Source organism: Vibrio sp. QJM3NY_35, from assembly GCF_057785915.1.
Map to the genome: position 1 here is coordinate 462,586 of NZ_CM173507.1, position 20,551 is coordinate 483,136.

Below are 20,551 nucleotides of genomic sequence, written 5' to 3' on the forward strand. Positions count from 1 at the left end.
AAGTAAGCTTAGTCACAGAGAGGCAATTGGAATTGTGTGCGGGATGATTCGTTATTCTTAAGAGGTGCAGGGTGTGATTTGTGCTGTTCTAGAAAAGCAAAAAGCCAGAGCAGCATGAACTGTTCTGGCTTTTCTAATTTGGTGGCCCCTCCCAGATTTGAACTGGGGACCGAACGATTATGAGTCGTGCGCTCTAACCACTGAGCTAAGGGGCCGTAGGGCATAGATTATAGGGGAAGCATTCAGTGGTGTCTAGACACTATAAGGGGCAATTCCGCTTACATCTTAGCCACTTAAATCACACGGATAAAAAAAAGGTGAGCCAACGCTCACCTTTTCTTATTTATGCTTAAAAGCTAACCACACTTGAGTGTGTGATTACTCGTCTAGGAAGCTACGCAGAGTTTCTGAGCGGCTTGGGTGACGAAGTTTACGCAGTGCTTTTGCTTCGATCTGACGGATACGTTCACGAGTTACGTCGAACTGTTTACCAACCTCTTCAAGAGTGTGGTCAGTGTTCATGTCGATACCGAAACGCATACGCAGTACTTTAGCTTCACGAGGTGTTAGGCCAGCAAGAACGTCTTTCGTCGCACCGCGTAGGCTGGTTGCCGTTGCAGAGTCCAGAGGTAGTTCTAGTGTTGTATCCTCGATGAAATCACCTAGGTGCGAATCTTCGTCGTCACCGATTGGTGTCTCCATTGAGATTGGCTCTTTAGCGATTTTCAGTACTTTACGGATCTTGTCTTCAGGCATTTGCATGCGCTCAGCCAACTCTTCCGGAAGTGGTTCACGACCCATCTCTTGTAGCATTTGACGAGAGATACGGTTTAGTTTGTTGATCGTTTCGATCATGTGAACCGGAATACGGATAGTACGAGCTTGGTCGGCAATCGAACGAGTGATTGCTTGACGGATCCACCAAGTAGCGTAAGTAGAGAACTTGTAACCACGACGGTATTCAAACTTATCTACGGCTTTCATCAGGCCGATGTTACCTTCTTGGATTAGATCCAGGAATTGTAGACCGCGGTTTGTGTACTTCTTAGCAATCGAGATTACTAGACGTAAGTTCGCTTCAACCATCTCTTTCTTCGCACGACGAGCTTTCGCTTCACCGATAGACATGCGACGGCTGATATCTTTGATGCTTTGAACAGTAAGAGACGTTTCACGTTCGATCATATCCAGTTTTTGGATAGAGCGACGGATGTCGTGCTCGTTACGTTTGATCTTTTCTGCGTATGGCTTGTCTGAAGCAAGAACTTCATCCAACCATGCTTCGCTAGATTCGTTGCCAGTAAATAGAGCAATGAAAGATTTCTTCGGCATTTTGCCGTACTCAACCGTTTGACGCATGATTAGGCGTTCTTGAGTACGTACACGATCCATAGAGTTACGCAGTTCGTTTACTAGGTAATCAAACTGTTTTGGTGTTAGACGGAACTCTTTGAATACGTCTTGCATCATTGTCGTTGCAAGCGTTGCTTTCGGGCTTTCATGGCCGTACTCGTTGATCGCTAGCTGACGGTTCTGGTAGCTAGTACGAAGCGCTGTGAACTTCTCAAGAGCAAGCTCAGGATCGATACCTGTATCTTCTTCTTCCTCTTCCTCGTCGTCTTCAGCGTCTTCTTTGTCTTCGTCTTCCAGATCAGTTTCAGCAAGTTCTGAACCGATGTGAGTCGCCGTTGGCGCAGCTGTGCCATCGTCGTCAGGGTCAACAAAGCCATTGATTAGGTCTGTTAAGCGAATCTCTTCTGCTTGTACACGGTCAAACTGTTCCAAGATATATGGAATAGTGCCAGGGTACTCAGCAACCGATAGTTGAACAGTATTGATACCATCTTCAATACGTTTCGCAATGTCGATTTCGCCTTCACGAGTCAGTAGTTCAACCGTACCCATTTCACGCATGTACATGCGAACTGGGTCAGTTGTACGGCCAATCTCGCTTTCTACGCTTGAAAGCGCAGCAGCTGCAGCTTCGGCTGCATCTTCATCTATATTGGCATCGTCATCATTAAGTGCTAGATCATCAGCATCAGGTGCAGTTTCAACTACCTTGATACCCATGTCGTTGATCATTTGAATGATGTCTTCTACCTGTTCAGAATCCACGATTTCTGCAGGTAGGTGGTCGTTTACTTCGGCGTAGGTCAGATAGCCTTGTTCCTTGCCTTTAATAACAAGTAATTTAAGCTGTGACTGCGGATTTTGATCCATAGATGATATCCAACTTCAGGTCTGGTGAAGGACGTTGCATTCTCAAATGCAAACCAATTATGTTAACAAATTTATTAAATGCTGACTAATCAAACAGGGTTACGCTTTTAGATCTAGCATTAAAGCTAGTAGCTCCCTTTTTTCTTCGGCTGATAAACCGACGCTTCTTGCTTTGGCCTGCAGGTTTTCAATTTGTTTTTCAACGCACTGGGCAAGTATGTTGTCCAATGAGTCTAAAAATATGTCTTCTTGATTGTCTTCGTCGAGGGGGATTTCCCAGCTCGCGAGACGAGACAGAAGAGCCTCATGTTTATTGTGTCGCCAATGCTCTAATAATTGGCCTGTGTTGATATGGGGATGCGCGTGGCATTTATCAAGTACTTCGACGAATAAACTTAGTCCAGGCAACTGTAAGCCTTTGACACTTGATAAATCCGGTACCATATCAGCATAGCTCGGATTTTGGATAAGCAAAGCGATAACTTCACGCATTGGAGTGCGCTTGAGCTCTTTATGCGGCTGAGGTGTCGGGTTCTGTGTATGAACACGCGCACGTCGCAATTGGTTATCAAATCCAGTTCGCTCATCGAGCAGTTTTTCGAGCAATTCTTGGAAGTAACTGTCAGGAATTTTATTAATCAAGGCGCTGGCGTGTGCACGCAGTGCTGATTTCCCTTCCGTTGTCCCCAAGTTTAACTTGTGTATTTCAATCAGGTTATCGAACAAATAGGTCGAAAGTGGCGTCGCATTGTGAACTAGCTGTTCGAAAGCGGCTTTGCCATGCTCTCTAATATAGCTGTCTGGATCTTCACCGTCGGGCAAGAACAGAAACTTAAGCGTGTTACCTGTTTTCAGATACTCAAGTGCGTTTTCTAGTGCGCGCCATGCGGCCTCTTTACCTGCTCGGTCACCATCGTAACAACAAACCACAGTGCTGGTCTGACGGAACAACATTTGAACGTGGTCGCCAGTTGTCGAGGTGCCCAGTGATGCTACTGAGTAATCGACACCATATTGCGCGAGAGCCACGACATCCATGTAACCTTCAACCACAAGAATTTGCGGCGGTTCACGGTAGGCTTGCAGCACTTCATAAAGGCCGTAAAGCTCTTTACCTTTATGGAAGATAGGCGTTTCTGGTGAGTTGAGATATTTTGGTGTGCCGTCTTCTAATACACGACCACCAAAACCAATCACACGGCCACGACGATCGCGAATCGGGAACATTACGCGTCCACGGAATCGGTCGTATCGGTTACCTTTATCGTTCTCAATTAACATGCCGCCAGTCACGAGCATGTCTTGGGCTTCTTTCTGTTGGCCAAAGTTCTTACGAACTAAGTCCCATTCATCGGCCACATAACCAATGCCAAACTTCTGGACGATCTCGCCCGAAAGGCCACGATTCTTTAGGTAATCAATCGCAGGTTTGTTGGCTGATATTTTCAGTTGAGAGCGGTAAAAATTACTGATGCCGCCCATCAAATCGTAGAGGTTACGTTTTTGTTCGCTGTTGGCTCTTGGTGCTGTTGATATCTCGCCGCTGCGCTGTTCTCTAGGAACATCGAGGCCTAAGAAAGAGGCTAGCTCTTCAATAGCTTCAACAAAATCGAGACGTTCGAACTCCATAATGAAGTCGATAGCATTACCGTGTACGCCACAACCAAAGCAGTGATAAAACTGTTTTTCTTGGCTTACGCTAAAAGAAGGGGTCTTTTCGTTGTGGAATGGGCAACAAGCACCATAGTTTTTGCCTTTTTTCTTAAGTTTCACGCGTGCGTCCACAATGTCGACAATGTCGAGACGCGCTAGGAGATCATCGATGAAACTACGCGGGATGTGTCCTGCCATAAAACCTTAGAAAAATGCACTAACTGAGAGTGTGGATAATAATAGTTTGAATGGGTTACAGATACAAACAAGCCGTGCGTTCCGAAGGATTGCACGGCTTGTTGCAATTTGATTTGGGATTAAGCGAGTTTAGAACGAACTAAACCACTAACTTTACCCATATCTGCACGCCCTTGAATTTGTGGTTTCAAGATAGCCATTACTTTACCCATGTCTTGCATGCCCGCTGGTTGAGCTTCGGCGATTGCGCTATCAAGTAGTGCAATAACTTCTTCATCAGTTAGCGGTTGAGGCATAAAGCCTTCAAGTACCGTAATTTCTGCTTTTTCCACGTCAGCAAGATCTTGACGATTTGCCGATTCATATTGAGCAACAGAATCGCGACGTTGCTTAACCATTTTAACTAATACAGCAAGAATGTCGTCGTCGTTCAGAGTGATCCGTTCGTCAACTTCACGTTGCTTAATTGCTGAAAGAGCTAAGCGGATAGTGCCAAGGCGCGGTTTGTCCTTGGCTTTCATCGCTAATTTTTGCTCTTCTTTGAGTTGTTCAATAAGAGCCATAACTCAGTCCTTATGGATTAAGTTATTAGTACAGGCGAACGCGACGTGCGTTTTCGCGAGCTAGCTTCTTAGCGTGACGCTTTTGAGCTGCTGCTTTAGCGCGTTTGCGAACTGTAGTTGGCTTTTCGTAGTGCTCGCGACGGCGAACTTCAGAAAGGATACCTGCTTTTTCACAAGAGCGCTTGAAACGACGTAGTGCAACGTCGAACGGTTCGTTTTCACGTACTTTAACTATTGGCATATGCCTTTCACCTCAGGGGTTATTCATTATCGCTGGCCACTCAGTACCAAATCAGAGAAGTTACCCATCGAGCTAACTCTCTATTCGCGTTTGGCCATTAACCAGCTTGATCAAAAATGGTGCGGAATTTTAATCCGATCACAGTGGCTTTGTAAAGCACTTTGTCGATTATAGTCTGTACAATATTTGTTTGAAGAGCTTAGGCAGGGTAATATTGCGCTAATTTCCCATTTTAGACGAAAGCGTGCCGAGAAAATTATGCGCATTATTGGTATTGAAACCTCTTGTGATGAAACAGGAATCGCGATTTATGATGATGAGCAAGGGCTGCTTTCTCATCAATTATATAGCCAAGTAAAGCTGCACGCCGATTACGGTGGTGTGGTGCCTGAGCTAGCTTCGCGTGACCACGTGAAAAAAACCATTCCACTGATTAAAGCGGCATTGGCTGAAGCTAACCTAACGTCGAAAGACATTGATGGTGTGGCTTACACAGCTGGCCCTGGTTTAGTGGGTGCTTTGCTTGTAGGTGCAACGATTGGTCGCAGTATTGCTTATGCGTGGGGCGTGCCTGCTGTGCCTGTTCACCATATGGAAGGTCACCTTCTTGCGCCAATGTTAGAAGACAACCCTCCTCCATTCCCATTTGTGGCTCTGCTGGTTTCTGGCGGGCATACCATGATGGTAGAAGTGAAAGGTATTGGTGAATACCGAATCCTTGGTGAATCGATTGATGATGCGGCGGGTGAAGCGTTTGATAAAACCGCGAAGCTAATGGGCTTAGATTACCCAGGTGGTCCACTGCTATCTCGACTCGCAGAAAAAGGCACGCCAGGTCGTTTTAAGTTCCCACGTCCAATGACCGATCGTCCGGGTCTAGATATGAGCTTTTCGGGCTTGAAAACGTTCGCGGCAAATACCATTCGTGCTAATGACAATGATGACCAAACTCGTGCTGACATCGCTTATGCGTTCCAAGAAGCGGTTTGTGCGACCTTGGTAATCAAGTGTAAGCGTGCGTTGGTAGAGACGGGTATGAAACGTATCGTGATTGCTGGCGGTGTGAGTGCCAACAAACAACTACGAGTTGAGCTTGAAGCATTAGCCAAGAAAATCGGTGGAGAGGTGTACTACCCACGCACTGAGTTCTGTACAGATAACGGTGCGATGATCGCTTATGCGGGCATGCAGCGCCTGAAGAATGGTGAAACGGCTGATTTATCTGTCCATGCCACACCGCGTTGGCCAATTGACCAGCTAGAGCCGATTGTTTAATCATAACCAATCGCCAAATAAACCATAGTATTTCGATAAACGGTCGCTGAGTGCGGCCGTTTTTATATCCTAGCTTACCGACTGTATGTCGATAAATAATTGCTGATAGAGATTAGGGAAGAAAATGAACAAGTTCACAGTAGACAATCAATCGATGGCGTACCTAGATGAAGGTCAAGGCCCTGTTGTTGTATTAGGCCACAGCTACCTTTGGGACAGTGCAATGTGGAAGCCGCAGATCGATGCATTAAAAACTCAGTATCGCTGTATTGTTCCAGAGCTTTGGTCTCATGGTGAATCACAAGCCGCGCCGAGCTCGATGCGCAACTTAAAAGATTACGCTCAACACATTTTGGCTCTGCTTGATCATTTAGAAATCGAAGAATTCTCCGTAGTCGGTTTATCGGTTGGCGGTATGTGGGGAACTGAGCTAGCGGAGTTAGCACCTGCTCGAATCAAGTCTTTGGTACTTATGGATACCTTTGTTGGTTTAGAGCCAGAAGTTGCTCATGCTAAATACTTCAATATGTTAGACACCATCACTCAAATTAAGATGGTTCCTCAACCGATTGTTGAAGCTGTGGTTCCATTGTTCTTCGCAAACGATGCTCAAACCAACACGCCAGATTTGGTGGAAGGTTTTACTCAGCAGTTATCAGCTCTTGAAGGCGAAAACGCGGAAGAAGTAGCACGAATTGGTCGAATAGTCTTTGGACGTCGAGATATGATTGAATCGGTAGAGAACTTCGCTCTGCCTGTTTTGATTGCTGTTGGACAAGAAGACAAACCACGTCCGGTACTTGAGTCATATCTCATGCACGATTGTATTACAGGTAGTGAATTAGTGGTGATTCCTGGCGCAGGTCATATTAGCTCGTTAGAGCAGCCAGAGTTTGTGAACACAATGTTGAAGACGTTTTTAGATAAACATCTGCTATAAGCACTCTCGACAGCTAAAACTTATCGGCTTAAATCTTTATATTCAAACGGATATATAAGGTTAAGCCGATTTTTTTTGTCCGAGTTTTGGTTCACTGCCATCAAGTAATCGGCGGATATTCTGATGGTGACGCAACACGATCAAACAACACAACATAGCCACGGGCAGTGTGTATTGCGGTTTGACTAACCAAGCGTAGAAAGGTGCAAGTAGTACGGTAACCAGCGCCGCTAAAGAAGAATAACGAAATAAAAACGCGACCACTAACCACGTCGCCATGATCATGCCCGTTAGATCGAATCCTATTGGGGCGATAGCGCCAAGTGCCGTTGCGACACCTTTACCACCTTTAAAGTGGAAGAAGATCGGATACATATGGCCAAGGCACGCCGCAATTGCGACAACCCCTAAAATGATTGGGTCGATCTTAAGGTAGTAACCAAGCCAGACCGGGATGGTGCCTTTCAGCATGTCACATAGGAGGACAGCAGCAGCTGCGCCTTTGCCGCCAACGCGCAGTACATTAGTGGCTCCAGGGTTATTGGATCCCACCGTTCTTGGATCAGGAAGCCTTAAGACTCGGCATATCAAGACCGCACTAGAGATTGAACCTAGCAAATAGGCTGCAATGATCATGATTAGTGCCAATGGGGTCATGTCTTTCCTTAAACGGTTATAAGCCTAACGATGGGAAAATAATGCTCAATCCAAGAGTAATTGATATCATATCTCGAATTACGCAAATAATACGTTTTTTTCCCCAATATGGGTATCCGACCTCTAAAAGGACAAGTCATGGCACTGGATAAAGTTTTCATTGAACAGCTAGAAGTAATTACAACGATCGGTGTTTACGATTGGGAACAAGAGATTAAACAAAAACTTGTGCTTGATATTGAAATGGCTCATGACAACCGCCCTGCAGGTAAGAGTGATGATGTGGTTGATGCTTTGGATTACTCGACAGTGAGTACTGCCGTGCTTGACCACATTGCGAATGGCCGATTTCTGTTGGTGGAGCGTGTGGCTGAAGAAGTCGCTGAATTGATCATGACTCAATTCTCTGTGCCTTGGATCAAAATCCGATTGGCTAAACCGGGCGCGGTACCACAAGCAAAAGCTGTTGGCGTGATCATCGAGCGAGGCCAAGCATGACAGTAGCCTATGTTGGTGTTGGCACGAACATAGACCGCGACAAGCATGCAAGGGTGGCATGGACAGAGCTTCAATCGTTAGGGACTAACCTTAAATGCTCTAAAGTCTATCACTGTGAGCCCGTGGGTTTTAATAGCCATCCGTTTTATAACTTTGTGATAGAGCTTGACACGTCACTCTCATTGACTGAATTTTCACAGCAGCTGCGTAAAATTGAGTTTAAATGGGGTCGCTCTCAAGATGCGCACAAACTACAAGATCGAAAACTCGATCTTGATATTGTGTTGTTTGGAGAGGAGGTTTCTGAGCGTGAACCAGAATTACCACGCAGTGATATCTACAAATATCCTTTTGTAACACAACCGCTTTATGATCTTTGTCCTGCGAGAGTGATCCCGCAAGACGGAAGAACAGTCAGTGAAATATGGCAGAAGATGCAGCAATTAGACTCGCTCTCTGTCGTAGATATAAAACTATAATTTTTAAGGTAAGTAATGAGTTATTTTGAAGCGTTTATATTGGCGTTGGTGCAAGGCTTTACTGAGTTTTTACCTATTTCCAGTTCTGCACACTTAATCCTTCCTTCTGCTGTTTTAGGTTGGGAAGATCAAGGCTTGGCTTTTGATGTGGCTGTCCACGTTGGTACTTTGGCCGCGGTAGTGATCTATTTCCGTAAAGAAGTGGTCTCTCTGTTGAGCGCATTCTTTGGTTCAGTGTTTAAAGGCGATCGCAGTAAAGAAGCGAAGTTAGCGTGGATGATCATTCTCGCGACGATTCCTGCATGTATCTTTGGCTTGCTGATGAAAGATATTGTTGAGCTTTACTTACGCAGTGCGTGGGTGATCGCGACGACAACGATTATCTTTGGTCTATTGCTATGGTGGGTGGACAAGAACTCAAGCCTGCGCGATGACGAATACCAAGCGGGTTGGAAAAAGGCGCTGTTTATTGGTCTTGCTCAAGCAATGGCGATCATTCCGGGTACGTCTCGTTCTGGCGCAACCATTACCGCGGCGCTTTACCTTGGTTTCACACGTGAAGCAGCGGCTCGATTCTCTTTCTTGATGTCTATCCCAATCATCACTCTGGCTGGTGGTTATTTAGGTCTTAAGTTGGTGACAAGCGGTGACCCAATCCATGTTGGCACCTTGCTAACGGGTATCGTGGTTTCTTTCATCAGTGCTTACATCTGTATCCACTTCTTCTTGAAGCTTATCTCTCGTATGGGTATGACACCGTTTGTTATCTACCGCCTGATTCTAGGTTTTGGTCTATTTGCTTTCTTGATGATGCAGTAGCACTCGACTTACGTAGACAAATGTTTCGTCCTACAGATTGAAACGGAAAAACCCGCCTAGTCGCGGGTTTTTTTATGCATGGTAATCAGCGTTATGGCGATTAATTATCAGCGATTTCTGATAGGGCATTTTCAATTGCGATGGCTCTACGCTTTTCTTGTTCTTCTCTAATATCTTTGCCTTGAAAACCATCAGCAATTATCGCTTTGACTTCTACTTGAAGCGCCGCTTGGTAAGCGACTTCAAAACGTGCTTTTTGAGGGTAAGGCTGAGCTTCTAACCCTTTACGGCCAGCGTGGTCAGCTTGGCAGCAAAGCAAGATATCGTTAAGTCGATCTGGTTTGCGCCAAACATCGAACTTGTTGAGAACCTTAAGGAAGGTTGTCGGCTTGAGCTCGCCGGCACGATGAATGTTTGAGTGCTGCTCACACACTAACAGCGCAAGATCTCTGAACTCATTAGGTACTCTGACTCGCTCACATAGCTTTTTGATGATCTTAACACCTGTGTGGCAGTGCATTTTGTGGCTTGGCCACTCACTCTCAGGTGTAACTCCTTTACCTAAGTCATGCACTTGAGCAGCAAAGCGTACGGGTAGCGATGGGCTTAATAGCGCTGCTTGCTGAGCAACCATCAGAGTATGAATACCCGTGTCGATCTCAGGGTGCCACTTTTCCGGTTGAGGAACACCAAATAGAATGTCAATCTCTGGCAAAACAACCCCTAATGCTCCGCACTCTCTCAACACCGAAAGGAACACTTCTGGGTGTGGCGTGCTGAGTGATTTGTGCCACTCTTGCCACACTCGCTCAGCAGTAAGGTGAGTAAGTTCTCCTGATTGAACGATTGTCGCCATCATGGTCATGGTTTCAGGTGCGACGCTAAAACCGAGGTGGTGAAGCTTGGCAGCGAAGCGAGCAACACGCAGCACACGCAATGGATCTTCAACAAAAGCGTCCGAAACATGTCTTAAGATACGATCTGAGAGATCTCTCTGGCCATGGTAAGGATCGTGAAGATTGCCTTCATCATCTTGTGCGATGGCGTTGATCGTTAGATCGCGGCGCATCAGATCTTCTTCCAGGCTAACATCCGGCGCGAAGTAACATTCGAAGCCTGTGTAACCAGAGCCTGATTTTCTCTCAGTGCGAGCCAGTGCGTGCTCTTCCTTGGTTTTTGGATGCAGGAATACCGGGAAATCTTTACCCACAGCAGTGAAGCCAAGGCTTTCCATCTGTTGAGGGGTACTGCCGACCACGACCCAATCTTTATCATAGCTATCAATATTGAGTAGCTTATCGCGCACCGCCCCACCGACTAGATAGCGCTGTAGCCCATTCTCTTTTGGTAGGCTATCGTATATTTGCAACTTATCACCTCGAAATGTTTTATCACTGCTGGACTTTACGGCAAGCAATGGTACTTTCCATTAATCGTAATTATAGGGCAGCACATGTATAAGGAATATTTTGGCTTCGTTGAGATGCCATTTTCGATTGTACCAAATTCTCGCTACTTGTTTTTGAGTCAGCGCCACCAAGAGGCGATGCAGAACCTACAAGCCGGTTTAGGTGAGGGTGGGGGCTTTGCAATGCTTACTGGTGAGGTGGGAACAGGTAAAACAACGGTCGCTAAGGCGATGTTGTCTTCTCTTGATAGCCACACTCAAGCTGGCCTTATACTCAACCCTACGTTTTCCAATACGGATTTACTTGAAGCTATTTGCGATGAGTTCGAAATCGACTATCCGCAGCAGGCATCACTCAAGCAACTGAGTCAGGCGATTCACTACTTCTTACTGGATAGTCATGCGGAAGGTATTCAAACCTTATTGGTGATAGATGAAGCTCAACACTTAGCTGCCGATGTGTTGGAGCAGCTACGCCTTCTGACGAACTTGGAAACCGACAGTCGCAAGCTGTTAAAAGTACTGTTGGTCGGCCAGCCTGAATTACAACAGCACTTACAAACCACTCAGCTACGTCAGCTAGCACAGCGTATTACTGGTCGTTATCACTTACTGCCTCTTAATACCGAAGAAACGGGCAAGTACATCGCGTTTCGTTTGGAGACGGCGGGTGGCGAGCAGATGTTGTTTTCGAACCGTTCTATCAAGCTGATTGCTCAATATACGCATGGTATTCCAAGGCTCATTAACTTGGTGTGTGACAAAGCACTGCAGTTGGCTTTTCATGATGGAGAGCAGCTACCGAGCAATGAAACGGTTAACCGAGCATGTCAGCAGGTTATGTCCTTTCAGGCCGATGTGTATCACGTCGAGAAACCTCGAACTTTTCGTGTTGCGCCCAAGTTATTCCAATACGCAGGGGTTGCGACGTTAAGCGTTGGTCTTGCAATTGCGACCTTTAACTTCGCTCCAAGCTATATCAATTCATGGCTATCTGCCGAAACTTCAGGTGAAGCTAAGACTGAAGTGTTAGCACGCACTCAGCGTTCTTTGATATCAGATGTTCCAAAGTTGGTTGCTGAGCCAAAACCTGCCAAGTTTGAATTGCCACAACACATTCAACAACATTTGATGCAGGGGACCAATCGTTCTCTTGCTATCAAAGACTTGTATACGCTGTGGGGATATCAATCTTCACTGCGTGATGGCTTGTGCTTAAGTGAGCCACAAAGTGTCTTTGTATGCGAGCAGCAACAGGCCAATTTGGATACATTGTTAGAACTAGGCGTGCCTGTGGTACTTAATCTCGACATAGACCAAAAGCCAGTGTTTGCTGTGCTGTATGGTGTGTCTAAGGATTCTGTCGAGTTACTGGTGAATGAAAAGTTGTTGGTGATGCCGAAGCAATCCTTAGAGCAAATCTGGCAAGGCGATTATGTCGCTATTTGGAAACAGCCGCTGCGAGAGACCCTCAAAGAGGGCTATCAAGGTGAAGCGGTTGCTTTGCTTGATTTGTTACTTTCTGAAGTATTGGGAGAGGTTGTTTCTGGTAGTGATGTATTTGATTATGAGTTAAAAATGAAAATCGAAGCATTTCAAACGTGGCAGGGTATGTCGGTTGATGGCATTGCAGGTAAGCGCACCTTGGCAAGGTTGCAGAGATTAGCTCAACTCGATTCGCCTAAGCTGATGTCACTAGAAGGGGGCGAAAGCTAATGTCACGTATTATGCACGAACTTAAACAGTCGTCTCACAAGGCGTCTTCTATTAATCAGCACTCTCTTAGCAAGCCAAGCTTCAAAGGCTACCAGAATCATCATGTTCCTAATTCTGCCAAAGGGATGAGCAACAAGCGAGGTTCATCGTTAGCGATGGGGCTACTTTTAATCTTGGTTCCTTCTTTGTTGGTAGGTGGCGTTCTGGCTTATCAATCTTACCATCAACAGCAAACGGCTAGCCAAGCTGTCACCACCTCGAACACAGAACCACAGCCAGCTCAATTCAAGGATGTCGAAACGGCTGACTTGAATGCGGAAGAAGAAATGGAAGATGGGCCTCTGTTTGTGGTGCGTTCAGCACCGACAAGTAAGGCGTTAAAGTCGTTACCTCGGCAAGAGGTTTATGCTCAGGTTTATTTTGACAGCACTAACCTCTCTAGTGGAGTTACTGTGCCGGTAGTCATAGCCGAGAGCAGTACGCGAACGATAGATGATTCAGAGCTGTCATTAGCTGAGCCTGAAGTTGGACCTGGTGTAAGCGATAAAGGCAATTATCAGCAATCAGACAGCGATCTGCTGCAAGGGCTAGACCTCAGTGAGTTGCCACCTGATTTGGCATTGAAGCTTGAATCCATCATGGGTGAGCAACAAAGCGCTCCTGAGCCGATGGACTCTAGACCCGCAGGGCAAGGAGGTTCTCAGGTCATTGAATTGGAAACGCACACTAATAGCTTATCAGGAGTGCTACCTAAGTTAGACCTACAAACTCATATGTACTCGAGTAGTGAAACCAAGCGTTGGGTAAAAGTGAACGGCCAAGAGGTGGCGCAAGGGGATTGGATTGGACGAGACATTCAGTTACTCGAGATTAAGCCGCAATCGGTGATCATAGAGTTCAACCAGCAGAAGATAGAAATCCCAGCTCTGTACGAGTGGAAAGGCTAGCGAGTTCTATAAGTATTTAGATAACAGACAAATAAAAAGGAGCACCTAGGTGCTCCTTTTTGAGATTCGATACTGAATTTACTGTACCTGATACAAGCGTTACGTCTACGCCCAACCGTTTGGTGATTTTCTGCGACGAGGCATGATGTGTGGCAGAACAAGGCCTAGAAGTAGACCAATACCCGCAACACCACCACCGTACATGAAGTACTTCAATAGCAGGTCGTCTTTTTGAGTATCTAGCTTAGCGCGCAGTTCACGGTTCTCTGTTTGAGAGCTCGTTAGCTGTTGGCTAATTTCACTGTAGTTCTGTTCTAGTTCAGCAATCTGCTTGTTACGAGAATCTAGAGAGCTTGCTAGGCCAGCTTTTTCGCTGTCAGCACTCTGACGAGCATTCGCTAGCTTACCTTTAACTTCCGTCAGCTCTTTCTCTAGCTTAGGCATACGCAGTGCCATGCTTTCTTGAGTGCTCACAAACTTGCTTTCAACCCAACCTTTACGGCCACGGTTGTCTTGAATTTGGGTGTAACCCGTACTCTTGTTAGTTTGTAGGAATGTAATCTTTTCACCAGCATCAACACTACCGATGATACGGAATGTGTTGTTTGGGCCAGAATGCATATAAGTAAATAGTTTGTCAGCAATATAACGGTCTTGTGCAAAGGCAGCTGGAGCCGCAAGCATTGCGAACAAAACTAAGCTAATCAGTTTTTTCACAGTAAATCCCTTAACGATTCAAATTGGGTAGGCGTATGAGTCAGCCTCAATCAGCAAATAATATTTAGTTTCTTTATGCGGTGCAACAAAGAAGGGAGGCAAAGCCTCCCTTTCTGTGCGTTTGAGTCAATAATGACATGGCATTTACATATCGCTACTGAAGCTCACACTGTTCTGACGCTAGTATTCACTAGCGCAGTCGCGATTACATAGTAAACGCAGCTTGAATTCCGTAGAAGAACACAACAGCAAGTAGAGCACCTGCAGGCAGTGTCACAATCCAAGAAGCCACGATATTACGTACAACGCCTAAGTTTAGTGCTGCGATACCACGAGCAAAACCAACACCTAAAACAGCACCAACGAGTGTTTGTGTAGTAGAGATTGGAAGGCCAGTACCTGAAGCTAGTACAACTGTACATGCAGTTGCAAGTTGTGCAGCAAAGCCACGGCTTGGTGTTAGTTCTGTAATACCAGTACCAACGGTTGCCATTACTTTATGACCCATTGTTGCAAGACCAACAACGATACCGAAACCACCTAGAGGAAGAATCCACCATGCGATAGTACTCTTACCTGTGATTTCACCCATGTGCTCAACGGTTGATACAACAGCAGACAGTGGACCAATCGCGTTCGCAACGTCGTTTGAACCGTGTGCAAATGCCATCGCACAAGCTGTGATAACCATTAGTACAGAGAAGATGCCTTCAACACCGGCAAAGCCGTGGTCTTCTTCACGATTAGCAAATTTCTTCTGGATGTATAGGTAACCGCCGACCATAACAAGCGCAGAAACGGCAGCAGCCCAAACCCATGCTTCAGTGTTGCTTAGGTGAAGACCAACGTGCTTAAGACCTTTCTTGATGGTTACAAGTGCAATCACCATCGTTGTGATGAACATGTATACCGGTACAAAGCGTTTCGCGTTGAATAGCGGGTTCTCTGTATCAAAAATCAGTCGTTGAGCACTTACAAATATCACGTAAGCGAAGAAGCCGGAAATAACGGGTGTGATAATCCAACTGCCCACAATACCTTGAACACTGTTCCAGTCTACAGCTTCAGTACCTACAGAAATACACGCAAAACCGATGATTGCACCGATGATTGAGTGAGTCGTAGAAACAGGCCAGCCCATGTAAGAAGCGAGAAGTAGCCATGTACCAGCAGCAAGAAGTGCTGACATCATGCCGTACACAAGTACATCAGGTTGATGAGCGAATAGAGACGTTTCGATAACACCTTTACGGATCGTGTCTGTTACTTCGCCGCCCGCAAGGTAAGCACCTGCGAATTCAAAGATCATTGCGATAATGATCGCTTGTTTAACGGTTAGAGCTTTAGAGCCTACTGAGGTGCCCATTGCGTTCGCAACGTCATTTGCACCAATACCAATAGCCATCAAGAAACCGAAAGCTGCTGCAACAATAATCAGGACAGTGCCGTAGTTAGCAAGGATATCCATCGTAATACCTAGTTGTTTGATAACAAGCGGAACAAATTTAGACGCAAAAAACCGCTCAGCGAGAGAAATACTCAGCGCATAAGTGGTTTGTTCAAAAAATGCTCTTCGTTATATGGTTAACGTATGATTTAAGATCGAGAAAGCATTACTTCAAGACGAGCGCCTACACGCTGTGCTTGATCTGCAATACCACCAACCCATTCAAGAATTTTGTATAAGAACATGATATCAACTGGATTCAGATCGCCTTCAATTGCCATTAGTTGTTGGCGTAGTTCGATCTGCATCGCATCCGTGTCATCTTCAATTACATCTAATTGATGAATCATTTCGGCAACGAGTGTTACTTCACGGCCTTTAAAGCCAGTTTCAAGTAATTCGTCTAATTCATTGATTACGTTTTGTGCTTGGTTCGCTGCATCTAGACAACGTTTAACGTAAGCGATGAAGTTTTCTTGCATTGGAGCAGGAATGACAAGTTGACGACCATATACACGGCCAGCAATGTCTTTCGCTAGGTTTGCGAGTTTGTCTTGTTGCGTTAATAGCTCCAACATATCGGTGCGATCAACTGGCATAAACAAACCACGAGGAAGTTTAAGGCGAATTTCACGTTTTAGTACGTCAGCTTCTTTCTCAAGGTGAGAAATTTGAGCTCGAATTTCTGATGCTTTTTCCCAGTCACCTTTTGAAGAAACTTCAAAGAAATTAACTAGGTGAGAACAACATTCGTTCACGCATACTACGTGACGCTGCAAAGGTTTAATTGGGGACTTTGCAAATAACCCCATAATTGTATTTACTGGCATGGTCATCCAACCTAATAAATAATAACCTTAAAACAACATACACCATATTCATGGTGAAATGTTAAGCGATGGCTACAAAGTCGCGCATGTTAACCTAATCAATCTCTCATTAAAACTGTTTTAGATCATCATAAGGGCGATATTTCTGACTTGCCGACTTTTCAAATTGGCAATATCCTGTCCCTATCTTCACAGAAAGGTATAACTATGGAAACCGAGATAGAACTGAAGTTTTTTGTTTCTCCTGAATTTTCAGAGACTTTACGCAATAAAATTGCTGAAACTAAAGTACTTCAGCACAGTTGTCGTGAGCTAGGTAACATCTACTTTGACACCGCTGACAACTGGCTACGTAAGCACGATACAGGCTTACGCATTCGACGCTTTGATGACGTATTTGTACAAACCGTAAAAACTGCTGGTCGTGTGGTTGCTGGCCTGCACCAAAGGCCTGAATACAATGCAGAGCACGACAGCAACGAACCTAAGCTAGCCTTGCACCCAGAGGATATCTGGCCAGCGGGTAAAGACATCGAAACGTTGCAAGCTGAGCTGACTCCTCTGTTCTCTACCAACTTCACGCGTGAGCAGTGGTTGATTGGTATGCCTGATGGTAGCCAAGTCGAGGTCGCATTCGATCAAGGCTTTGTCGAATCAGGCGACCTGCAAGAACCGATTTGCGAAGTCGAATTGGAACTTAAATCCGGTCAGACGGATGCGCTATTTACATTGTCTCGCCAATTCTGCGAACAAGGTGGTATGCGTTTGGGTAACCTAAGCAAAGCAGCTAAGGGTTACCGCCTTGCTCAAGGTTATCAAGGAGATGAAGTCACTCCTTTGACCTTAGTTGATACTGACAAAAGTGATACCGTTGAATCGTGTTTCATTCAATCTTTAGAGCATGCTCTCGCTCATTGGCACTATCACGAGCAGATCTTCACCGAGCGCCAATCGATTGAAGCGCTGCATGAGATCAGTCACTCGCTGAGTTTTATTCGTCAAACCTTCACTATCTACGGTGGCATTGTCCCAAGACGCGCGAGTGCTATTTTACGTCAAGAGTTGAAATGGCTTGAGCAAGAGCTCGACTGGCTGAAAAGCTATGATCACTTCGAAGACTTGCTGGAAGATAAAGGACACGTACTACGTAAACTCGATGCGCGTAAGTTCTTAGTCGCTGAGCTTAAAGAGATGCAAGAGCAACTGCCAGATCGTGAAGATCTGCTTACCTTGCTGAGCTCTGCTCGTTACACTGGTTTATTGTTGGATCTGAGCCGTTGGATCTTGTCTCGTGGCTGGCAGCCTTTCTTAGATGAGAAAGCGCGTGAGCAAATGGGTCGTGGTATCGAATGGTTTTCCGTGCAGCAACTCGACCGTACATGGGCAGACTTGATGGAAGCTTTCCCGCCAGAGCGAGTGATGACCAGCCAAGCGTATATTGAGCAGCAATACCGTTTGATGCGAAACCTATATTCTGGTGTTGGCTTTGCGAGTTTGTATGATGACGCTGAGCGAAACAGTTTCCGTTTACCTTGGGCCGATATGGTGCAAGGCATTGATGACTTGCTGGCACTTAAAACATTAGAGCCTTTGACTGAGAAGTTGGAAGGCGATGAGAAGGTTCAGTTAGAGCGTTGGTTGGCTCGTCAAGAAGTGTCCATCTTGCATGCGATGGAACAGACGCGCCAAATCAGTGTTGAGGTTGAGCCATACTGGCAAGACTAGATTCAATATCTATATCAATATAAGTATGAATTTGAAAATAGGGCTCCGGCCCTATTTTTTTGTTTGTTGCTCAAGCTTTTCGAGTCGTTCTAAGATCTTCTGTTGTTGCTCTATGATCTTCTCAAGGTGCTTCTCTTTGTTTTCCGCTCGTTGATTCTCATGATGAGTTGGAGAGGTGATCAAAGAAGTAATCAAGCCTGAAATCATACCAAACACACCCACTCCGCAAATGATCACCAGAGAGGCGACTAATTTTCCGGAACTCGTGACTGGATAATGATCGCCATATCCCACCGTACTGATGGTCACAAATGCCCACCATAAAGCATCTTGCCCAGTGGTGATGTTGGCACCGGGATCTTTGTGTTCTAACAGCAATATTGTTCCGGCCCCTATGGTTAGGAGAATAACCAATAGCAAAATAATTGAGGCGAGTGTCGTTTCTTTTCTATTGCGAAACAGCTCTCTGAAAACACGCTTTCCCGACCGAAGAACGAGAATCACGCGCAAGATCTGAAAAATGCGAGCGAAACGAAGTGGCTCGATCATTGGGATGCTTGCTAAGAAATCGATCCAGTGTACTTTTAGATATTCTTTTTTGTTTTGTGACCTGAATAGATCAATAGTGAGCTGAAAAAGAAAAACGCTACAGATTATAAAATCGAGGCCGATAAGGACTTGTTTCGATTCTTTATCGATCGGTACGAACAATAAGCCTGAGATCACAAATAACGCCAAGAAAGAGAGAATCAGTGACAATAAGCTCATCGGCTTGGTGGCGTTTTTGGTATTATTCAACATTCATACGAGGCTCAAAATAAATCGCGAACTTTGACTGACATAGCCACCTCGCGGATATAGAAGCCATCAATATATAAGAATTAATGGAGAACTGACAATGACTAAACTGTCATTCAAGCCGTGGGAAAGGGTAATCTCTGACGTTCGTCTCGTTCCAAAAATGGTCATGCTGATGATATTCAGCACTATCTTGATCATTTCGAAGCAGCTTTGGGACGCAAGTACGTTTTACGATTCATTGCTTGCTGTAACCAATAACGCACAAGTCGCACAGCAGCATTACGAGACTTATCTTGTTCAAGTAGCTTGGCAAACAGCCTTAATGATCATTGTGTTTGTGGTTCTTCTATTAGCAGCGGCGCGCGTTATGCTGCGTCAGACTCAATACCTTAATGACGCCATTAAAACCATGGCCGACAAGAACTTATCAGTGCCGATTCAAATGGACTGTAAAGATGAATACGGCGATGTGGCACGCGAACTTGAAAAAACTCGCGTCCAACTGAACGACATGATCAAAACTCAGGTAGCCTCTTCTGATGAGCTGTTTGCTCTGACGGAAGTGATGACCATCAGCATGTCTGAAACCAAAGATTCAGCGCAAGAAGAGTTCAACGAGATCGATCAGCTAGCAACAGCAATGAGTGAGATGACCTCTACGGTACAAACTGTCGCTGAGCATGCGCAAAGCGCTTCGTCATTGACTGAACAAGCATCAGGCCAAGCTCTTACTGGTCAGAAGTTCGTTCAAGGGTCAGTGTCTAAGATGAGTGAGCTATCCTCAGATATCGCAGCATCTGCAGCTGCGGTAAACCAAGTAGAAGAACGCGTTGACTCAATTGGTAGCGTTGTGGGTACTATCCAAGGTATTTCAGAACAAACGAACCTGTTAGCACTGAACGCAGCGATTGAAGCCGCGCGTGCAGGTGAAGCGGGACGTGGTTTTGCGGTTGTTGCCGATGAGGTTCGTAACCTTGCGCAGCGTACTCAACAAGCGACAGTCGAGATTCAAGATATGATCAGTCACCTACAAAGCAGCGCTAACTCAGCCGTAGAGTTGATGGAGAAGAGTGTTGTAGAAGCGGCTGAAGGCGTTGATCTGGTAACCAATGCTGGTTCAGAGCTAGATGGCATCGTAAGCCAAGTCAACCAAATCAATGATATGAACTTCCAGATCGCGACCGCTGCAGGCCAACAGAGCAGTGTTGCTGAAGAGATGAGTGTTAACCTAACCAATGTTCGTGAGCTTGTTGAAGCCTCTGTAGTGGTCGTTGGTGAGCTGTTGGAGACCTCTCAGCTTATGGAAAGCAACGCACAAGAACTCGACGGTAAGATTAAGCAATTTAAGGTTTAGTGTTGTTCTCTAAACCCTTATTGATAGAGGCTGTTTTCTAGAGAGAAAGGCCTAACTCTA

The 20,551-nt window shown here is 45.5% G+C and carries 19 protein-coding genes and 1 tRNA gene; 9 read left to right on the top strand and 11 right to left on the bottom strand.

Features of this window, described 5'->3' with window-relative positions; all coding sequences use genetic code 11:
- Nucleotides 1–139: 139 nt before the first annotated feature.
- The 5 genes from AC3CH3_RS02140 to rpsU form a co-directional block, all read right to left on the bottom strand.
- Nucleotides 140–215, bottom strand: a tRNA-Ile gene (locus AC3CH3_RS02140).
- A gap of 163 nt (nt 216–378) precedes the next feature.
- Entirely contained in the window at nt 379–2,223 is a 1,845-nt protein-coding gene (rpoD, locus tag AC3CH3_RS02145; protein ID WP_017061407.1) for an RNA polymerase sigma factor RpoD, read from the bottom strand.
- 99 nt (nt 2,224–2,322) lie between these two features.
- Entirely contained in the window at nt 2,323–4,074 is a 1,752-nt protein-coding gene (gene dnaG / locus AC3CH3_RS02150) for a DNA primase (RefSeq protein WP_017069474.1), read from the bottom strand.
- A 119-nt stretch (nt 4,075–4,193) separates the two neighbouring features.
- On the bottom strand, nt 4,194–4,637 hold the full coding sequence (locus tag AC3CH3_RS02155) for a GatB/YqeY domain-containing protein (RefSeq protein WP_017069475.1): 444 nt from the start codon (nt 4,635–4,637) through the stop codon (nt 4,194–4,196).
- Between the two features lie 25 nt (nt 4,638–4,662).
- Nucleotides 4,663–4,878: a 30S ribosomal protein S21 gene (rpsU, locus tag AC3CH3_RS02160; RefSeq protein WP_004396009.1), complete on the bottom strand. Its 216-nt coding sequence runs from the start codon at nt 4,876–4,878 to the stop codon at nt 4,663–4,665.
- A gap of 258 nt (nt 4,879–5,136) precedes the next feature.
- Between rpsU and tsaD the strand changes: the two genes are divergently transcribed.
- Together tsaD and AC3CH3_RS02170 are read left to right on the top strand one after the other, a co-directional pair.
- Complete coding sequence (tsaD, locus tag AC3CH3_RS02165; protein ID WP_009847795.1) at nt 5,137–6,153, top strand: tRNA (adenosine(37)-N6)-threonylcarbamoyltransferase complex transferase subunit TsaD; 1,017 nt, start codon at nt 5,137–5,139, stop codon at nt 6,151–6,153.
- 124 nt (nt 6,154–6,277) lie between these two features.
- Nucleotides 6,278–7,093, top strand: a complete 816-nt coding sequence (locus AC3CH3_RS02170; RefSeq protein WP_488537645.1) for an alpha/beta fold hydrolase — start codon at nt 6,278–6,280, stop codon at nt 7,091–7,093.
- A 60-nt stretch (nt 7,094–7,153) separates the two neighbouring features.
- Here AC3CH3_RS02170 and plsY read toward each other — a convergent pair whose 3' ends face one another.
- Complete coding sequence (gene plsY / locus AC3CH3_RS02175) at nt 7,154–7,750, bottom strand: glycerol-3-phosphate 1-O-acyltransferase PlsY (protein ID WP_009847793.1); 597 nt, start codon at nt 7,748–7,750, stop codon at nt 7,154–7,156.
- A 138-nt stretch (nt 7,751–7,888) separates the two neighbouring features.
- Here plsY and folB point away from each other — a divergent pair, with 138 nt between their 5' ends.
- Genes folB through AC3CH3_RS02190 form a run of 3 tightly spaced genes read left to right on the top strand, consistent with a single transcriptional unit; the run spans nt 7,889 to nt 9,546 of the window.
- Nucleotides 7,889–8,248: a dihydroneopterin aldolase gene (gene folB, locus AC3CH3_RS02180; RefSeq protein WP_004735969.1), complete on the top strand. Its 360-nt coding sequence runs from the start codon at nt 7,889–7,891 to the stop codon at nt 8,246–8,248.
- On the top strand, nt 8,245–8,727 hold the full coding sequence (gene folK / locus AC3CH3_RS02185; RefSeq protein ID WP_019826871.1) for a 2-amino-4-hydroxy-6-hydroxymethyldihydropteridine diphosphokinase: 483 nt from the start codon (nt 8,245–8,247) through the stop codon (nt 8,725–8,727). Before folB ends, folK begins: the two co-directional genes overlap by 4 nt.
- A 15-nt stretch (nt 8,728–8,742) precedes the next feature.
- The gene (locus AC3CH3_RS02190) at nt 8,743–9,546 is read left to right on the top strand and encodes an undecaprenyl-diphosphate phosphatase (RefSeq protein WP_019826869.1); all 804 of its coding nucleotides are present in this window, start codon (nt 8,743–8,745) and stop codon (nt 9,544–9,546) included.
- Between the two features lie 100 nt (nt 9,547–9,646).
- Here the strand turns inward: AC3CH3_RS02190 and AC3CH3_RS02195 are convergent, their stop codons facing one another.
- On the bottom strand, nt 9,647–10,963 hold the full coding sequence (locus AC3CH3_RS02195) for a multifunctional CCA addition/repair protein (protein WP_019826867.1): 1,317 nt from the start codon (nt 10,961–10,963) through the stop codon (nt 9,647–9,649).
- A 36-nt stretch (nt 10,964–10,999) separates the two neighbouring features.
- On the opposite strand from AC3CH3_RS02195, the gene AC3CH3_RS02200 reads away from it, so the two are divergent.
- Together AC3CH3_RS02200 and AC3CH3_RS02205 are read left to right on the top strand one after the other, a co-directional pair.
- Nucleotides 11,000–12,670, top strand: a complete 1,671-nt coding sequence (locus tag AC3CH3_RS02200; protein ID WP_488537646.1) for an ExeA family protein — start codon at nt 11,000–11,002, stop codon at nt 12,668–12,670.
- Complete coding sequence (locus tag AC3CH3_RS02205) at nt 12,670–13,617, top strand: general secretion pathway protein GspB (protein ID WP_488537647.1); 948 nt, start codon at nt 12,670–12,672, stop codon at nt 13,615–13,617. The genes AC3CH3_RS02200 and AC3CH3_RS02205 overlap by 1 nt, the downstream gene beginning before the upstream one ends.
- A gap of 105 nt (nt 13,618–13,722) precedes the next feature.
- Here the strand turns inward: AC3CH3_RS02205 and AC3CH3_RS02210 are convergent, their stop codons facing one another.
- The 3 genes from AC3CH3_RS02210 to AC3CH3_RS02220 all read right to left on the bottom strand — a co-directional run bounded on the left by AC3CH3_RS02210 (nt 13,723) and on the right by AC3CH3_RS02220 (nt 16,611).
- Nucleotides 13,723–14,334, bottom strand: a complete 612-nt coding sequence (locus AC3CH3_RS02210; protein ID WP_017062917.1) for a TIGR04211 family SH3 domain-containing protein — start codon at nt 14,332–14,334, stop codon at nt 13,723–13,725.
- Between the two features lie 205 nt (nt 14,335–14,539).
- Entirely contained in the window at nt 14,540–15,802 is a 1,263-nt protein-coding gene (locus AC3CH3_RS02215) for an inorganic phosphate transporter (RefSeq protein ID WP_048609672.1), read from the bottom strand.
- A gap of 128 nt (nt 15,803–15,930) precedes the next feature.
- A complete protein-coding gene (locus tag AC3CH3_RS02220) occupies nt 15,931–16,611 on the bottom strand; it encodes a TIGR00153 family protein (protein ID WP_010434644.1) in 681 nt (226 codons plus the stop codon).
- Between the two features lie 207 nt (nt 16,612–16,818).
- Here AC3CH3_RS02220 and AC3CH3_RS02225 point away from each other — a divergent pair, with 207 nt between their 5' ends.
- Nucleotides 16,819–18,336, top strand: a complete 1,518-nt coding sequence (locus AC3CH3_RS02225; protein ID WP_017102953.1) for a CYTH and CHAD domain-containing protein — start codon at nt 16,819–16,821, stop codon at nt 18,334–18,336.
- Nucleotides 18,337–18,387: 51 nt separating this feature from the next.
- On the opposite strand, the gene AC3CH3_RS02230 is transcribed toward AC3CH3_RS02225, so the two are convergent.
- Nucleotides 18,388–19,137: a potassium channel family protein gene (locus AC3CH3_RS02230; RefSeq protein WP_488537648.1), complete on the bottom strand. Its 750-nt coding sequence runs from the start codon at nt 19,135–19,137 to the stop codon at nt 18,388–18,390.
- A 97-nt stretch (nt 19,138–19,234) separates the two neighbouring features.
- On the opposite strand from AC3CH3_RS02230, the gene AC3CH3_RS02235 reads away from it, so the two are divergent.
- Entirely contained in the window at nt 19,235–20,491 is a 1,257-nt protein-coding gene (locus AC3CH3_RS02235; RefSeq protein WP_019826853.1) for a methyl-accepting chemotaxis protein, read from the top strand.
- Nucleotides 20,492–20,551 lie beyond the last annotated feature (60 nt).

Bases quoted from the DNA above. Each gene is read 5' to 3' on its own strand.
- folK (WP_019826871.1), top strand. From the start codon at position 8,245: ATGACAGTAGCCTATGTTGGTGTTGGCACGAACATAGACCGCGACAAG.
- AC3CH3_RS02190 (WP_019826869.1), top strand. From the start codon at position 8,743: ATGAGTTATTTTGAAGCGTTTATATTGGCGTTGGTGCAAGGCTTTACT.
- AC3CH3_RS02155 (WP_017069475.1), bottom strand. From the start codon at position 4,637: ATGGCTCTTATTGAACAACTCAAAGAAGAGCAAAAATTAGCGATGAAA.
- AC3CH3_RS02215 (WP_048609672.1), bottom strand. From the start codon at position 15,802: ATGGATATCCTTGCTAACTACGGCACTGTCCTGATTATTGTTGCAGCA.
- dnaG (WP_017069474.1), bottom strand. From the start codon at position 4,074: ATGGCAGGACACATCCCGCGTAGTTTCATCGATGATCTCCTAGCGCGT.
- AC3CH3_RS02225 (WP_017102953.1), top strand. From the start codon at position 16,819: ATGGAAACCGAGATAGAACTGAAGTTTTTTGTTTCTCCTGAATTTTCA.
- tsaD (WP_009847795.1), top strand. From the start codon at position 5,137: ATGCGCATTATTGGTATTGAAACCTCTTGTGATGAAACAGGAATCGCG.
- plsY (WP_009847793.1), bottom strand. From the start codon at position 7,750: ATGACCCCATTGGCACTAATCATGATCATTGCAGCCTATTTGCTAGGT.
- AC3CH3_RS02170 (WP_488537645.1), top strand. From the start codon at position 6,278: ATGAACAAGTTCACAGTAGACAATCAATCGATGGCGTACCTAGATGAA.
- AC3CH3_RS02200 (WP_488537646.1), top strand. From the start codon at position 11,000: ATGTATAAGGAATATTTTGGCTTCGTTGAGATGCCATTTTCGATTGTA.
- rpsU (WP_004396009.1), bottom strand. From the start codon at position 4,878: ATGCCAATAGTTAAAGTACGTGAAAACGAACCGTTCGACGTTGCACTA.
- AC3CH3_RS02235 (WP_019826853.1), top strand. From the start codon at position 19,235: ATGACTAAACTGTCATTCAAGCCGTGGGAAAGGGTAATCTCTGACGTT.
- rpoD (WP_017061407.1), bottom strand. From the start codon at position 2,223: ATGGATCAAAATCCGCAGTCACAGCTTAAATTACTTGTTATTAAAGGC.
- AC3CH3_RS02205 (WP_488537647.1), top strand. From the start codon at position 12,670: ATGTCACGTATTATGCACGAACTTAAACAGTCGTCTCACAAGGCGTCT.
- AC3CH3_RS02230 (WP_488537648.1), bottom strand. From the start codon at position 19,137: ATGTTGAATAATACCAAAAACGCCACCAAGCCGATGAGCTTATTGTCA.
- folB (WP_004735969.1), top strand. From the start codon at position 7,889: ATGGCACTGGATAAAGTTTTCATTGAACAGCTAGAAGTAATTACAACG.
- AC3CH3_RS02220 (WP_010434644.1), bottom strand. From the start codon at position 16,611: ATGCCAGTAAATACAATTATGGGGTTATTTGCAAAGTCCCCAATTAAA.